Source organism: Leucobacter sp. GX0328 (assembly GCF_053567315.1).
Window position 1 is genome coordinate 1702847 of the sequence record NZ_JBSGPC010000001.1, and the last position, 15616, is coordinate 1718462.

12 protein-coding genes are annotated in these 15616 nt (G+C 71.7%); 9 read left to right on the forward strand and 3 right to left on the reverse strand.

Features of this window, described 5'->3' with window-relative positions; translation table 11 throughout:
• Positions 1-65: 65 nt before the first annotated feature.
• Genes ftsH through ACUYTF_RS07715 form a run of 5 tightly spaced genes read left to right on the forward strand, consistent with a single transcriptional unit; the run spans position 66 to position 6244 of the window.
• Positions 66-2303, forward strand: a complete 2238-nt coding sequence (gene ftsH / locus ACUYTF_RS07695; protein WP_434144358.1) for an ATP-dependent zinc metalloprotease FtsH — start codon at positions 66-68, stop codon at positions 2301-2303.
• 5 nt (positions 2304-2308) lie between these two features.
• On the forward strand, positions 2309-3598 hold the full coding sequence (gene folP, locus ACUYTF_RS07700; RefSeq protein WP_434144356.1) for a dihydropteroate synthase: 1290 nt from the start codon (positions 2309-2311) through the stop codon (positions 3596-3598).
• A complete protein-coding gene (folK, locus tag ACUYTF_RS07705) occupies positions 3595-4194 on the forward strand; it encodes a 2-amino-4-hydroxy-6-hydroxymethyldihydropteridine diphosphokinase (RefSeq protein ID WP_434144354.1) in 600 nt (199 codons plus the stop codon). Before folP ends, folK begins: the two co-directional genes overlap by 4 nt.
• Positions 4195-4214: 20 nt before the next feature.
• Positions 4215-4727, forward strand: a complete 513-nt coding sequence (locus ACUYTF_RS07710) for a DUF3180 family protein (protein WP_434144352.1) — start codon at positions 4215-4217, stop codon at positions 4725-4727.
• Positions 4728-4732: 5 nt separating this feature from the next.
• Complete coding sequence (locus ACUYTF_RS07715; RefSeq protein WP_434144351.1) at positions 4733-6244, forward strand: histidine kinase N-terminal domain-containing protein; 1512 nt, start codon at positions 4733-4735, stop codon at positions 6242-6244.
• 172 nt (positions 6245-6416) lie between these two features.
• Here ACUYTF_RS07715 and ACUYTF_RS07720 read toward each other — a convergent pair whose 3' ends face one another.
• Together ACUYTF_RS07720 and ACUYTF_RS07725 are read right to left on the reverse strand one after the other, a co-directional pair.
• Entirely contained in the window at positions 6417-6935 is a 519-nt protein-coding gene (locus tag ACUYTF_RS07720; RefSeq protein WP_434144349.1) for a hypothetical protein, read from the reverse strand.
• Positions 6932-8836: a PspC domain-containing protein gene (locus ACUYTF_RS07725; RefSeq protein WP_449279567.1), complete on the reverse strand. Its 1905-nt coding sequence runs from the start codon at positions 8834-8836 to the stop codon at positions 6932-6934. The genes ACUYTF_RS07720 and ACUYTF_RS07725 overlap by 4 nt, the downstream gene beginning before the upstream one ends.
• A gap of 113 nt (positions 8837-8949) precedes the next feature.
• Here ACUYTF_RS07725 and ACUYTF_RS07730 point away from each other — a divergent pair, with 113 nt between their 5' ends.
• Both ACUYTF_RS07730 and ACUYTF_RS07735 read left to right on the forward strand, forming a co-directional pair.
• On the forward strand, positions 8950-10605 hold the full coding sequence (locus tag ACUYTF_RS07730) for an ATP-binding protein (RefSeq protein ID WP_449279568.1): 1656 nt from the start codon (positions 8950-8952) through the stop codon (positions 10603-10605).
• On the forward strand, positions 10602-11333 hold the full coding sequence (locus ACUYTF_RS07735; RefSeq protein ID WP_434144343.1) for a LuxR C-terminal-related transcriptional regulator: 732 nt from the start codon (positions 10602-10604) through the stop codon (positions 11331-11333). The genes ACUYTF_RS07730 and ACUYTF_RS07735 overlap by 4 nt, the downstream gene beginning before the upstream one ends.
• A gap of 84 nt (positions 11334-11417) precedes the next feature.
• Here ACUYTF_RS07735 and ACUYTF_RS07740 read toward each other — a convergent pair whose 3' ends face one another.
• Positions 11418-13058, reverse strand: a complete 1641-nt coding sequence (locus ACUYTF_RS07740; protein ID WP_449279569.1) for a phospholipid carrier-dependent glycosyltransferase — start codon at positions 13056-13058, stop codon at positions 11418-11420.
• A gap of 195 nt (positions 13059-13253) precedes the next feature.
• On the opposite strand from ACUYTF_RS07740, the gene ACUYTF_RS07745 reads away from it, so the two are divergent.
• Positions 13254-15017 (forward strand): proline--tRNA ligase, encoded by a 1764-nt coding sequence (locus ACUYTF_RS07745; RefSeq protein ID WP_434144339.1) that lies wholly within the window; start codon positions 13254-13256, stop codon positions 15015-15017.
• A 281-nt stretch (positions 15018-15298) separates the two neighbouring features.
• Complete coding sequence (locus tag ACUYTF_RS07750) at positions 15299-15592, forward strand: WXG100 family type VII secretion target (RefSeq protein ID WP_434144338.1); 294 nt, start codon at positions 15299-15301, stop codon at positions 15590-15592.
• The last annotated feature ends 24 nt before the right edge of the window (positions 15593-15616 follow it).

The window sequence follows — 15616 nt, forward strand, 5'->3', positions numbered from 1 at the left end:
GCGGTGTTCGTTACGCTATCAACCAGCCGGAGACCTCTGGCACGACCATCTCGAAAGGCGCCGACTTGGCAGAGAATTCGACGAAGAGCCCCTCGAAGAGCCGCAAGCTGCTGCGCGGACCGCTGCTCTACCTGGTGCTCGCGCCGCTCATCGTGCTGATCGGGTGGTCGCTGCTCTCGGGCGGCAGCACCCGCGAGATCTCGACCGAGCGCGGCCTCGAGATGCTCGCCGACGGCGGTGTGAAGCAGGTCGAGATCGTCGACGGAGACCAGCGCGTCAACATGACGCTCGAGAAGGCCGACAAGAAGGCCGGCACCGACAGCGTCTACTTCTTCTACGTCACGCCGCGCGGCGAGGACGTGGTGGCCGCGGTCGACGGCGCGAAGCTGAAAGACGGCTACACCGACAAGGTGCCGCAACCGAACCCGCTGTGGTCCCTGCTCGGCTTCCTGCTGCCCATGCTGCTCATCGGCCTGCTGATCTGGTGGATGCTGTCGTCGATGCAGGGCGGCGGGCGCGGCGTCATGCAGTTCGGCAAGAACAAGGCCAAGCTCATGTCGAAGGACATGCCGCAGGTCACCTTCGCCGATGTCGCGGGCGCCGACGAGGCCGTGGAAGAGCTGCACGAGATCAAGGACTTCCTGCAGGATGCATCTCGGTTCCAGGCCGTGGGCGCGCGCATCCCCAAGGGCGTGCTGCTCTACGGCCCTCCCGGCACGGGCAAGACGCTGCTCGCGCGCGCCGTCGCCGGCGAGGCGGGCGTGCCGTTCTACTCGATCTCGGGCTCCGATTTCGTCGAGATGTTCGTCGGCGTCGGCGCGAGCCGCGTGCGCGACCTCTTCAAAGAGGCCAAGGCGAACGCTCCCGCCATCATCTTCGTCGACGAGATCGACGCCGTCGGCCAGCGCCGCGGCCAGGGCATGGGCGGCGGCCACGACGAGCGCGAGCAGACGCTCAACCAGTTGCTCGTCGAGATGGACGGCTTCGACCCGAAGACCAATGTCATCATGATCGCGGCCACCAACCGCCCCGACATGCTCGACCCGGCGCTCTTGCGCCCCGGCCGCTTCGATCGCCAGGTCGGCGTCGACGCGCCCGATATGCCGGGCCGCCTCAAGATCCTCCGGGTGCACTCGAAGGGCAAGCCGCTCTCGCAGAACGTCGACCTCGACGTCGTGGCGCGCAAGACGCCCGGCTTCTCCGGAGCCGACCTCGCGAACGTGCTCAACGAGGCCGCCCTGCTCACGGCCCGCTCGAACGCGCAGCTCATCGACAATCGCGCCCTCGACGAGGCGATCGACCGCGTCATCGCGGGCCCCCAGCGCCGCACCCGCGTCATGAAGGATCGCGAGAAGCTGATCACCGCCTACCACGAGGGCGGCCACGCGCTCGTCGCGGCGGGACTCAACCACACCGACCCCGTCACGAAGATCACCATCCTGCCGCGCGGCCGCGCCCTCGGCTACACGATGGTCATCCCGCTCGAGGACAAGTACTCGGTCACCCGCAACGAGCTGCAGGATCAGCTCGCCTATGCGCTCGGCGGCCGCGTCGCCGAAGAGCTCGTCTTCCACGACCCCACCACCGGTGCGGGCAACGACATCGAGAAGGCGACCGGCACGGCCCGCAAGATGGTCACCGAGTACGGCATGACCACGACCGTCGGCCCGGTGAAGCTCGGGCAGGCGCAGCCGGGCGCGTTCATGGGCGACTTCGGCCAGAGCCGCGACTACTCCGAGGGCGTGGCCGTCACCATCGACACCGAGGTGCGGGCGCTGCTCGAGCAGGCCCACGACGAGGCCTACGAGGTGCTCGTGATGAACCGCGACATCCTCGACGACCTCGCGCGCGAGCTGCTCGAGAAGGAGACGCTCGACCACAACCAGATCGCCGAGATCTTCCGCGACGTCAAGAAGCTGCCCGAGCGCCCCATCTGGCTCTCGAGCGGCGACCGCCCGGTGTCGGACCGCCCGCCGATCGAGGTGCCCGCATCCGTGCGCACCGACGGCGAGCGCGCGAACGCCGCGGGCGTCGAAGTATCGGGCGGCGATTCCGAAGGCGCCGCGGTCGTGCCCGGCGGCCCGTCGCCGGCGCCCGCTCCGCAGCCCTCGCCGCAGCCCGAAGCGCCGAACCTCGAGGGCGCCGTCGTGCTGCCCGAACCGCCGGCCGCCGATCCGGAGCCTGCCGCGGAGCCGGAACCGGCCGCCGAGCCGGCCGCCGATCCGCAGACACCGCTCGCGCCGGGCGAGAGCAGCCGGCCGCCCCGCAATCTCGGCATCCGCGATAGCGACGACGGAAGGTAAGCCGCATGGCTGCACGCACCGGCCCGATGATCATGGGCGTGCTGAACATCACGCCCGATTCGTTCAGCGACGGCGGCGCCTACCTCGAACCCGAGGCCGCGCTCGAGCACGCGCGCGGCCTCGTCGCGCTCGGGGCCGACCTCATCGACGTCGGCGGCGAATCGACCCGGCCGGGGGCCGTGCCGGTGCCGCGCGATGAGGAGCTGCGCCGAGTGCTGCCCGTCGTGCGGGCGCTCGCCGACGAGGGCATCGCCGTCTCGATCGACACGATCCACGCCGAAACGGCGCAGGCCGCCGTCGCCGCGGGGGCGCGCTACATCAACGACGTCTCGGGCGGGCTGCACGACCCGGGCATGTTTGCCGCCGCAGCCTGGGCATCGGCCGAGCACGGAGCCCGCTACATCATCAGTCACTGGCGCGGCATCCCCGACACCGCGCACGAGCGCTCGCACTACGACGACGTCGTGGCGGAGGTGCGCGACGCCCTCGCCGGCCTCGCCCGCGAAGCGATCGACGCGGGAGTCGACCCCGCGCACATCATCGTCGACCCCGGCCTCGGCTTCGACAAGACCGGCGCGCAGAGCTGGGAGCTCTTGAACGGCATCGGGGCGCTCGCGTCGCTCGGGTACCCGGTGCTCATCGGCGCCTCGCGCAAGCGCATGATCGCCGAGGCGCTGCGCGACGTGCACGGCTACTCGGGCACCCCCGAGGAGCGCGACCTCGCGACGGCCACCGCGAGCGCGCTCGCGGCCCGCGCCGGCGTCTGGGGCGTGCGCGTGCACGACGTCGGGGCGACCGTGCAGGCGCTCGCCGTCGAACGGGCCTGGGGCGCGCCGCGCCGCGCCGACGCGCCGGGTGCCGCACAGACCGGCGCCGCTGCGGGTGCCGGCACCGCCTCCGGCGCACGTCACGGCCGCCGCGAGACCCGCGACCGCATCGCCCTGACCGGTCTCGAAGTATTCGCCCACCACGGCGTGTTCGAATTCGAACGCGAGCAGGGCCAGCGCTTCCTCATCGACGCCGCCGTCACCGTCGACCTCGAGGCCGCCGCCGCGAACGACGAACTCGGCCGTACCGTGCACTACGGCGAACTCGCCGAAGCGATCGTCGCCGACGTGAGCCGCGACCCCGTCGACCTCATCGAGACCGTCGCCGAACGCGTCGCCGCGACCGCGCTCCGCTTCCCGGGCGTCATCGAGACCGAGATCACGGTGCACAAGCCCGAGGCGCCGATCGACGCCGTCTTCGCCGACGTCTCCGTCACCGTCGTGCGCCGGGCCGAGGAGGCGCGGTGATCGCGCAGATCGTGCCGGTGCTCTTCGCCTTCGGCGCCAATCTCGGCGACCGCGGCGAGACCATCATCGCGGCGCAGCAGGCGCTCGCCGAGACGCCGGGCATCACCGGCTTCGTCGCATCGCCGCTGCGCGAGTCGATCGCCGTCACGCTCGACGGCCCCGACCCCGACGCACCGCGCTACCTCAACGGCGTCGCGGCCGCCCGCACGACCCTCGAACCGCACCGCCTGCTCGACGAGATGCAGCGCATCGAGCACGAGTTCGGCCGCGTGCGAGACGTGCGCTGGGGGGCGCGCACCATCGACATCGACCTGATCCTCTACGGAGGTCGCGTCATCGCCGACGAACGCCTCTCGGTGCCGCACCCCCGCGCCCACGAACGCGATTTCGTGCTCTCGCCCTGGCTCGACCTCGACCCGAACGCGGTGCTGCCCGGCCACGGCCGGGTCGCCGACCTGCTCGCGCGCATCGGCGACGGTACGACGCCGCTGGCGGCGATCCCTGGCGAGGACACCGGTGCGAACACCCCCGGTGCGCCTGCCCCCGGTACAGGTGCCACCGGAACCGATGCCGCGGGCGGCGGAGCGCAGAGCTGACGATGCGCAGGATCGACCGGATGAACCCGCAGGTGACGGCGGCCGCTGCCGCGATGGGGGCCGCTGTCGGCCTCGTCGTGGAGTTCGCGCTCTCGGGCCGCGGGGCCGCGCCGTTCGTACCGCCGATCTCGCTGCCGGTGACGCTCGCGCTCATCTCGGCCGTGCTCGTCTGCTTCGGGGTGCGCCTGCGCCGCACCATCGCGAAGCGCCCGGGGGCCGTGAATCCGTTCCACGCGGTGCGTCTGCTGGCGGCGGCCCGCGCCGGCCAGCTCGTCGGCGCCCTGCTCGGCGGCCTCGGCGGCGGCTTCGCGCTCTCGCTCATCGGCCGCACCGTGCCCGCCCCCGTCGAGATGTGGCTGCCCATGGTGCTCACCCTCGCGGCCGGCGCAGCGCTCGTCGTCTGCGCCGCGATCACCGAGCACCTCTGCCGCGTACCCCCGAGCGACGACCCCGACGGCGACGGCGACGATGCCGCGCCCGGCCGCGCCGAAGGCACCGCATACCGTAAACAGCCCGACGCCGATCTAAGGTAGAACCCGTGACCACACTGCGAGAATTTGCGACGAAGTACTCGGCCCTCGAAGAAGAGGAGATCGAGTGGCTCGAACGCCTCACCCTCGACTGGTCGCTCATCGCCGACCTGTCGCTCAGCGACGTCGTGCTCTGGGTGCCCACCGAAGACGGTGAATACCTGGCCGTCGCGCACAGCCGCCCGGCGGGCTCCGTGACCCTCTTCTACCGCGAGGTCATCGGCGACTTCCTGCGCTCGGATTGGCGCAGCCTCGTCGACGAGGCGATGGAGACCGGTCGGCCCGCCATTTCGACGTCGCCCGCCTGGTACGAGGAGAACCCGATGCGTCTCACGGCGCACGCGGTGAGCCGTCGCGACGAGCACGGCGAACTGCACGGCCCCTTCGCCGTCGCCACCGTGCACTCGAGCGTCGTCGACTCGCAGAACGCCTCGCGCATCGGCGCCGCCTTCCACGAAGTCGCCGACGACCTCTTCGACATGATGGAGCAGGGCCTCTTCCCGCCGAAGGGCAACACCCGCGGCGGCGAGCAGGGGTCGCCCCGCGCCGCCGACGGCCTCGTCAGGCTCAACCTCGACGGCACCGCCGAGTTCGTGAGCCCGAACACGCAGTCGACCTTCGCGAGCATCGGCTACCGCGATGAGATCGAAGGCGAGAACTTCGCCGACGTCGTCGCCGAGGTCGTCAAGGGCCAGTTCGACACGAACGAGTCGCTACCGCTCATCGCGCAGGGCAAGGTCGCCAAGCGCGCCGAGTTCGACGTGCGCCGGCACACGATCACGCTGCGGTCGATCCCGGTCGTCCGCGACGGCGCCCGCGTCGGCGGCATCGTGCTCACCCGCGACGTCACGGAGCTGCGCCAGCAGGCGCAGGAGCTCGTGACGAAGGATGCGACGATCCGCGAGATCCACCACCGCGTGAAGAACAACCTGCAGACCGTGGCGTCGCTGCTGCGCGTGCAGGCCCGCCGCGCCCGCAGCGAGGAGGCGAAGCAGGTGCTCGGCCAGGCCATGCGCCGCGTCGCCGCGATCGCCGTCGTGCACGACACGCTCGCGACCGGCCTGTCGCAGATCGTCGACTTCGACGAGGTCTTCGCCCGCGTGCTCGGCCTCGCCGCCGAGGTCGCCAGCCTGCACAACACGACCGTGCACCCGCGCAAGGAAGGCGAGTTCGGCAAGCTGCCCTCGGAGTACGCGACCCCGCTCGCGCTCGCGCTCACCGAGATCGTCACGAACGCCGTCGAGCACGGCCTCGCCGGCAGCGAGGGCGAAGTCGTCACCCGCGCCGACCGCAACCCCGAACGGCTCATCGTCGAGGTCATCGACACCGGCACCGGCCTGCCCGGCGGCACCGTCGGCGACGGTCTCGGCACGCAGATCGTGCGCACCCTCGTCGAGGGCGAGCTCGGCGGGTCGATCTCGTGGGGCCCCGACGAGCGCGGCGGCACCCGCGTCGTCATCGAGGTTCCGCTGCACTGGATCTCGACGCAGACCCGCGAGATCCCGCGCGTCGAGGCGTAGTCGGCGGTCGTTGATCCTCGAGCCGTGAGCTCCCTCGGATCTGAGCGCTCGTTCGGACGTTTCGAGGCGAATCGGTCCGAACGAGCGCTCATCTCCGAACGAAGTCGCACTGCTCCTTTGTGTGGCCGGCGGAGAGTGCTGCAGAGTTCGAAAGCGCGAGCCGTGCGGCGAGTCAGCGGCGGGTCGAGCGCGCCCCGCGGATCACGACGACGATGCCGACGACGAGCAGCAGCGCTCCGAGGCCGACGATGGTCGCGGCGACCCACCAACCGGTGTCGGAGGCTCCCGAACCGAAGACGCGCTGCGCGACGTAGCCGCAGAAAGCGAGCACCAGCGCTCCCCAGACGATGGGGCCGGTGCGCGGGCCCGGCTTGACGACGCGATCGGTTACCGGTGTCGCCGATGCGCTGACCTGCGGTCCCGGCGGAACGTGCGCGGTCGCCGGCGCAGCCTGATCGCCAGCAGGCGCTGCGCCTTCGTACGCGGGCCCGGTCTGCGGAGGACCGGTCGGTGCAGGCCCGAACCGTGCGGGTTCGAGCTGCTCGGGGTCGAGCTGCTCGGGTACGGAGCGTTCAGGCTCGAACGGTGCGGGCCCGGTGCGGTCGTGCTCCGTGCTCTCGAACCCGGTGCTCTCGAACCCGGTGCTCTCGGATCCCGTGCGATCGTTCGCCGGGCCGCTGTGGTCGCTCATCGCGTGTGCTCCTGTTCAACGTTCGGTGCGGCCGCGCTCGCGGCCCCCACCGTGCTCAGCTGCTTCGCTGCGGCAGACGAACTCGACTCCGTAGCGGAGAAGGTGACGTCGCCGCCGAGCAGATAGATCGAGACCTGTGCCGGCGCGTTGGCCTCGGCCGGTTTGGTCGCGTCGGCCGACTGGTCGGTGCTGCCCCGCGAATCGTCGCGGTTCGCGGAGGTCTGAGGATCGACCGTGATCGACCGCCGCAGCAGTACGCCGGCCTCGTACCCGGAGTCCTCGCCGCGCCCCGCCTCCTCGCTGCCCACGCGGCCCGCGAGCACGCGCACCTCGATCTGCGCCGCGGCGTTCTCGGGCAGCACGATGTCCGAGCGCCCTGCGAGCTGCCAGACGACGATGTCGGAGGCATCGGTGCGGAGATCGAGATCGCTCAGATCGACCTGCGTCGTACCGGCGACTACCACGGTGCCGGTCGCCCGCTGCCCGTCGATCGCGACGGTGCCGAAGGGCTGGAACGTCGACCCGACCGGCAAAGCGACCGTCGCGAAGAGGCCGACGACGCCGCAGAACGAGAGAAAGCCGATCCAGCCGGTGTGCCGCCCGCGCACGCCGGCGACGATGAGGGAGATCGCGAGCACCGCGAGCGCCGCAGTGATGCCGGCCACGAGCGCCGGCGGGCCGCCCGTGCCGATCTTCCCCTCGAACGCCGCGGTATCGAGCGATGAGACCTGCAGGGCCGCGGCCCCGCCCGCGAGCAGCGCGCAGGCCAACGAGATCACGACGTGCCCCGCGCCGAGCTTATGCGCGTCGTGGTGCTCGGAGTAGCGGGCGGTCCACTCGTCGGCCTGCTTGCCGACATCGGCGCCCCAGCGGTTCGCGCGCTCGCCGAGGTCGCGGCCCCACTGCTCGGTGCGCTCGCCGATATCGCGCGCCCAATCCTCGGGGTGCGAACCCGGACGCGAACTCGAACTCGCCCTTGCGTTCGGCCCCGCGTCCGTGCCCGCGCTGAAACCGGCACTCGTGCCGGTGCCCGGGGCCGGCTCCGCGTATGCGGCCCCGGCGCTCGAGGCGTGAGCCGTCGTGGTCTGAGTGGGGTCGGTACCTGCGGAGAACGTCGCACCGCCCGCGGGCGCCGATTCAGCGCCGGGCTGTGGAGGTGCGCTCGACGCGGGGGACGACGGTGCGAAAGACGACGGTGCGGAAGACGACGACGCGGGGGACGACGGCTCGGACGACGCGGAAGGCGCGGAGGCGCGCTGCGATCCGAGATCCCTGCCGCGCTGCAGCAGCACGCTGTGCACCCAGAAACCCGCGGCGACGAGCACCGTCAGCCAGAAGCACCACGCGATCGTGACGCGCAGCCAGTGGGGAAACCCGAGCATGTCCCACACGCCCCAGCCCCAGATGCTGAGCGACGGGGTGATGCCGGCGCCGAAGACCATGCCGAGGAACGCCGGGAATACGACGACGCCGACGAGTACGATCGCCCCCGTCAGTACCCCGGCCGATGCTCGCCCCCGGACGATGTCCTCCGCATGGATTCGGCCGGTGTCGTCGGGGAGCAGCAGCCAGCCCGCGAGGTAGAGCAGCAGCCCCGGCCCGCCGAGCAGCGCGAGCACGACGAACGCGCCGCGCACGATGAGCGGGTCGATGCCGGCCTTCGCGGCGATGCCGCCGGCGACGCCCGCGAACCAGTGCTCCTGGCCGCGGATGATGCCGAGGCCGCGCAGCCAGGCGAAGAACCCGCCGTTCGAAGGGCGGTGCGGGCCGGTGCCGTGGGGTCCGGTTCCGTGGGGCCCGGTTCCGTGAGGTCCGGTGCCGTGGGGTCCGGTGCCGTGTGGTCCGTGCGGGCCGGCGCCGTGCGGGTCGGCGGGGCCTCCTGCTGGTGGTGTCGTGTGCATACTTCGAGTCTGGCGCTTCGCCGACGGGCGGGCCATCGGGGATCCCCCTGATTCGCCCCTGAGCCTCGCCCCGGGGCATGCCCCGATGAGAGCGGAGGTGCTTGGATAGTCTCATGGAACGACCACCGCTGCACCGCCTGCGCGACGACCGCCTCGTCGCAGGAGTGTGCGCGGGGCTCGCGCGGCACCTCGGTCTTCCGGTGGGTTCGGTGCGCATCGGCATGCTGGTGCTCGCGGTCGCGGGCGGGTTCGGCGGTCTGCTCTACGTCTGGCTCTGGGCGTTGGTGCCGAATGAAGGCGAGACCGAGGGCGTCGTGCCGATGCGGCGTGCCCTGATGCGGCCCGCGGATGAGCCGACGCGGGCCTGGTCTGCGGCTCAGACGGTTCGGAGCTCAGAGGTTCCGACTCCGGTGGCGAATCAGGGCACTGCGGCACCGGGGCCGGGTTCGATGGCTCCGGCGGCTCCGGCGGCTCCGGCGGCTTCAGCGGCTTCGGCGGCGCCGATGGCTCCGGCGTCGGCTTCTCAGACATCAGCCCCTACGGCGCCTGCCTCGAACGCCTCGAACGCCTCGAACGCCCCGAGCGCCCTGGGCGCCGCGACCGAGGCGCGGCCCGCAGCGGAACGGTCGCGCCCACGGGGCCGCTGGCCCATCGCCGAGCTGCTGCTCGGGGCGTGCCTGCTCATCGCCGGCGCGGGGCTCGTGCTCGATCGGCTGGGCGTGCGCATCAATCTCGAGTTCATGCTGCCCGCGCTCGCGGTGCTCGTGGGGGTCGGGCTCGCCTGGTGGCAGATCGCCGACAGGGATCGCCCGGATCGGCACGCCCTGCCGCGCGTGCTCGGGGCGCTCGCGCTCGTCGCAGTCGGCGTGCTCATGTTCTTCGTGACGTCGCGGCAGCCGAGCACCTGGACGGTGATCGCGGCCGCGCTCGCGGTGCTCGCCGGCGTCGCCCTCGCCCTCGCCCCGTGGTTGCTGCGGCTCAACCGCGAGCTGCTCGCCGAACGGGCCGCGCGTGCTCGGGAGGCCGAGCGCTCGGACATCGCCGCGCATCTGCACGATTCGGTGCTGCAGACGCTCGCGCTGATCCAGCAGCGCTCCGAGCCGGGCAGCGAAGTGGCGCGCATCGCGCGGGGGCAGGAGCGCGAGCTGCGCGAATGGCTGTTCCGCACCGCAGACGGCGGAGCGCCCGAGCCCGAGGCGGTCGGCAGCGAGCTGCGCACGCACGCTGCGCTGCTCGAAGCGGAGCACGGCGTCAGGTTCGAGGTCGTCGGCGTCGGTCTGGGGGCCGGAACCACAGCGCCGGCGCCGATCGTGGCCGCGGCGCGCGAGGCCATGCTCAATGCGGCGCGGCATGCCGGCGGGGAGGTGACCGTCTACGTCGAGGCAGGGCGGGAGCGAGTGTCGATCGACATCACCGACCGCGGGCCGGGCATCGACCTCGACCGGCTGCCCGAGGGGCGCATGGGCGTGCGCGAATCGATCATCGGCCGAATGGAGCGCGCGGGCGGCACTGCGCGCTTCGTGCCGGGGCCGGGCGGTACGGGCACATCGGTGCGCCTGGCGATGCCGCTCGCGGGTGCCCCGGATACCCCGGGTGCCTCGGATGCCCCGGATACCCCGGGTGCTCCGGATACCCCGGGTGCCCCTGAAGTCCCGAGGACCGGCGTCCCGCATGATCCCGGACCAGTCGGCTCCGGATCCGTCGACTCCGAACCCGCCGGCCCAGAACCTGCGGGCGCCGGCCCGACCGATACCGAGAGGAACGCATGAGCGACGCAGCAGCCGATGCCGTACCCCACCCAGCACCCGACGCGACGGCAGTCACGACGGCAGATGCTACGGCCGACCGCATCCGGGTCGTCATCGTCGACGACCACCAGATCTTCCGCACCGGGCTGCGCGCCGAGCTCGGGCCCGAGCTCGCAGTGGTCGGCGAGGCTGCCGACGTCGACGAGGCCGTCGCCGTGATCTCGCAGACCGCCCCCGATGTCGTGCTGCTCGACGTGCACCTGCCCGGCGGCGCGGGCGGCGGCGGGGTCGAGGTGCTGCAGCGGCTCGGCCGTGCCGTGGCGGGCGCGCCGAGGTTTCTCGCGCTCAGCGTCTCCGACGCGGCCGACGACGTCGTGAGCGTGATCCGCGGGGGAGCGCGGGGCTACCTGACCAAGACGTCTTCTGGCGCCGAGGTGACCGCGGCGGTCGTGCGCGTGCACGGCGGCGATGCCGTGTTCTCGCCGAAGCTCGCGGGCTTCGTGCTCGACGCCTTCGGCACCGGCGGCGGCGAGACCGCGGCGACCGACGACGAGCTCGACCGGCTCTCGGCCCGCGAGCAGGAGGTCATGCGCATGATCGCCCGCGGCTACGCGTACAAAGAGGTCGCCGCCGAGCTCTTCCTTTCGGTGAAGACGATCGAGACGCACGTGTCGAATGTGCTGCGCAAGCTGCAGCTGTCGAACCGGCACGAGCTGACCGCCTGGGCGCTCTCGCGCCGCCTGCTCTGATTCCGGAGGCTCGGGTGCGCGATTTGGTGCAGAATCAGCGCGTCATTCTGCATCAGATCGGGCACCCGCGCAGATGATTGCCGCTCAGCTCCATCCGGGCAACCACATGTGGGCCCGCCAGAACCACTCCGCGATCGGCATGCCCGACCAGATCGGGAAGAAGAGCAGCGCGACGAGGCCCGCGACGATGACGAAGCAGGCGACCGAGAGGCGCCGGCTGCGCAGGGCTTCGGGGGAGGGATCGCCGATCCCTGAAGAGAGCGCGGCCCCGCCCGGGCCACCGCCCCGCCCGGCAGGGCCGCTCCGTGCCGTGGGACCGCCCCGCACCGAGAAGCCGCAGAGCAGCCCGAGCACCAGGGCGAGTGCGAGGGCCGCGAACGGAGTCATGACGACCGCGTAGAACTGGAACACCGCCGATCGCGAGAACGTGAGCACCCAGGGCAGCCAGCCCGAGAGGTAGCCGACGACCACGAACGACCCGGCCATGACGAGCGGGTCGACCGGGCGGGGGCGCGCGGGCCCGTGCCGCCAGGCATGCACGACGAGCGCCACGAGCGCGATGAGGGCGGCGACTCCCGCCCAGGTGATGAGCGGGTTCGGCAGCGGGGTGATCCCTGACACGCATGCCGACCACGGGCAGCCCTCGGCCGCGCCCCAATCGACCTCGTACATCGCCGTCGGTCTCAGCGCGAGCGGCCAGCTGAGCGGATGCGCCTGGTAGGGGTGCGGAGCGCTCAGCGTGCCGTGCCAGGCGAGCATCTCGGCGTGGTACTGCACGAGCGAGTCGAACCAGTTCGCGCCCGCGTCGCGCCCCCAGCCGCCGGGGCGCACGATCCACCCGGCCCAGCTCGCGAGGTAGACCGCCGCAGCGGCGGGCAGGGCGGTGACGGCCGCGACTGCAGCCTGGAGTGCGGCGCGGCCGACCGGGCGGGGCGACCGCTGCCGGATGCGCACCACCGCATCGCGCACCGTGATGAGCACCAGGAAGCACGCGAGCGGGTAGAGCCCCGACCACTTCACGGCCGCAGCCGCTCCGAAGGCGAGGCCCGCGGCGAGCAGCCACGGGCGCCACACGATGACAGGGATTGCCCCGCCCGTGCCCCTGCCCGTGCTCGTACACGTACCCGTGCCCGTACCCTCGCTCGTGCTCGTGCTCGTGCTCGTGCTCGTACCGTCGCCGCGCCGCGCGCTCCGCCCCGCGCCCCGCACCTGCTCGTGGTCGCGCCACACGAGCACCGCTCCGAGCACGACGAAGCACGTGAGGAACCCGTCGAGCAGACCGACGCGGCTGAGCGTCACGTGCACGCCGTCGAGCGCGAGCAGCAGGCCGGCGAGCCAGGCGATCGGCAGGCTGCGGGTGAGCAGATAGCCGAGGCGCATCGTCAGGCCGACCGTCGCGACGCCCGCGAGCGCGGAGGCGCTGCGCCACCCCCACCCCGTGTCGGGGCCGAAGACGAGGATGCCGAGGCCGATCAGCCACTTGCCGAGCGGCGGATGCACCGCGTACGACGGGTCATCGGTGAAGGCGAGCGCCCGGCCCGCGGCCATGCCCGGTTCGTCATCGGGCCAGACGGTCGGGAAGCCGTGGGCGAGCTGGCTGATCGCATCGCGCACGTAGTAGAGCTCGTCGAATACGAGGGTGCCGGGCCGGCCGAGCGCCCAGAAGCGCAGCAGCGCCGCGACCGCGAGCACCGCGATCGGCACGGCCCAGCGCAGCATCCTCATCCTCCCAGCGTATTCGTGCCTGCGGGCGCACGGGGTCTGCGTGTCCGTGCGCTTCGCCCGAACTTCGGCTCTCACCCGTATTTCGGACCGAAACCGCCGCTTCCATCCGAAATACGGGTGAGGGCCGAACGACGGGCGCGCTGTTCCGCGCCGGCGCGCGGCGCAGCGCTCGTTCGGCGGCGCTACGATAGACGGGTGATTACCCGGCTCAGTTCCTACTTTCTGAAGACGCTCCGCGAGGACCCCGCAGACGCGGAGGTGACCAGCCACAAGCTGCTGGTGCGCGCGGGATACATCAGGCGCCAGGCCCCGGGCGTCTTCGGCTGGATGCCGCTCGGTCTGCGGGTGAAGGGCCGTATCGAGAACATCATCCGCGAGGAGATGGCCGCAGCCGGCGCCCATGAGGTGCACTTCCCGGCCCTGCTGCCGCGCGAGCCCTACGAGGACACGGGGCGGTGGGAGGAGTACGGCGATGCCCTGTTCCGCCTGCAGGATCGCCACGGCGCCGACTACCTCCTCGCGCCGACGCACGAGGAGGCCTTCACTCTGATGGTGAAGGACATCGTGTCGTCGTACAAGGACCTGCCGCTGAGCCTGTACCAGATCCAGGACAAGTACCGCGATGAGGCGCGGCCCCGCGCCGGCCTGCTGCGCGGCCGCGAGTTCACGATGAAGGATGCGTACTCGTTCGACGTGACCGATGAAGGGCTGAACGAGGCCTACCAGAAGCAGCGCGACGCCTACGAGCGCATCTTCACGCGCCTCGGCGTCGAGTACGTCATCGTCTCGGCCGACGCGGGCGCCATGGGCGGCTCGCGCTCCGAGGAGTTCCTGCTGCCGATCGACATCGGCGAGGACACCTTCGTGCGTTCGGCCGGCGGATACGCCGCGAACGTCGAGGCCTATCAGGCACAGGCGCCCGAGGCGCTGCCGGTCGAGGGCCAGCGCTCGGCGCTCGTCTACGACTCGCCGAACACCCCCACCATCGAGACGCTGGTCGCGCACACGAACGCGGTGCTGCCGCGCGAGGACGGCCGCGAGTGGGGCGCCGCCGACACGCTCAAGAACGTCGTGCTCGCCGTCACCGATCTCGAGGGCGTGCGCGAGATCGTCGTCATCGGCATCCCGGGCGATCGCGATGTCGACATGAAGCGGGTCGAGGTCGCCTTCCCGAACTGCGAGGTCGAGCCCGCCACCGCCGACGATCTGAAGCAGCACCCGGGTCTCGTGCCGGGCTACATCGGCCCCGCGCTCGACGGCGCGCAGGTGCTCGGGCTCGAGGGATCGACCGGCGTGCGCTACCTGCTCGATCCGCGCGTCGTGACCGGTACCTCCTGGGTCACCGGCGCGAACCAGGCCGAGAAGCACGTCGCCTACCTCGTCGCCGGTCGCGATTTCACGGCCGACGGCGTCGTCGACGTCGCGAGCGTGCGCGAGGGCGACCCGGCACCCGACGGCTCGGGCCCCGTGACGCTCGCGCGCGGCATGGAGATCGGGCACGTCTTCCAGCTCGGCCGCAAGTACGCCGAGGCGCTCGGGCTGAAGGTGCTCGACGAGAACGGCAAGCTCGTCACCGTCACGATGGGCTCGTACGGCATCGGCGTGACCCGCATCATGGCGGCGCTCGCCGAGCTCAACCACGACGACCGCGGTCTCGTATGGCCGCGCGAGATCGCGCCGTTCGACGTGCACGTGGTGGCCACGGGCAAGGATCCGGCCGTGCACCAGCAGGCGGAGTCGCTCGTCGCCGAGCTCTCGGCCGCCGGTGTCGACGTGCTCTTCGACGACCGCCCGAAGGTATCGCCCGGCGTGAAGTTCGGCGATGCCGAGCTGCTCGGCGTGCCCCGCGTCGTCGTCGTGGGCCGCGATGCGGCCGAGGGCTTCGGCGAGGTCTGGGACCGCGCCGCGGGTACCAAGGATCGCGTCGCGCTGAGCGAGGTCGCCGCGCTCTTCGCCTAGGCCCTCCCGACTACGCGCCGATCGCGCCCCGCCCCGTTCGCCTTTGCGAATCGGGCGGGGCGCTGCTGTGTGCGCGGTGCGGGCGGTGCCGGGTCGGCGGCGCCTCACAGGAGGTGCTTATTCTTCCTCCACAACACGGCATTTGCGGGTTTATGCCGCGAGTTACTCACAATCAGGGATCGCCGCTTGCCCCGCCCCGGGGAGCCGCGGTTAGCCTCGTCGCAATATCACGGAAGAACGGCCGCCGTCATCGCGGTCGTGCACGACGAAAGGCGCCTCCCATGTCGAACATCAGAGTCTCGTACGACGAGATCGAACAGGCCGCGACGCAGCTCGGCGTCGGTCGCGACGAGATCACGCAGAAGCTCCAGGCGATGCAGGGCCGCATCGACGGTCTCGTCTCATCGGGCTTCGTGACCGATCAGGCCTCGGTGCGGTTCACCGACGCCTACCACCAGTACACGGTCGGTGCGAACACCGTCATCGAGAAGCTCACCGAGATCCAGGGCTTCCTCACGCAGACCTCCGCCGCGATGCGCGACCTCGACGCGCAGATCGCCGCACGGATCGCGTAACACGGTCCGGTTCGGGCGGACTGC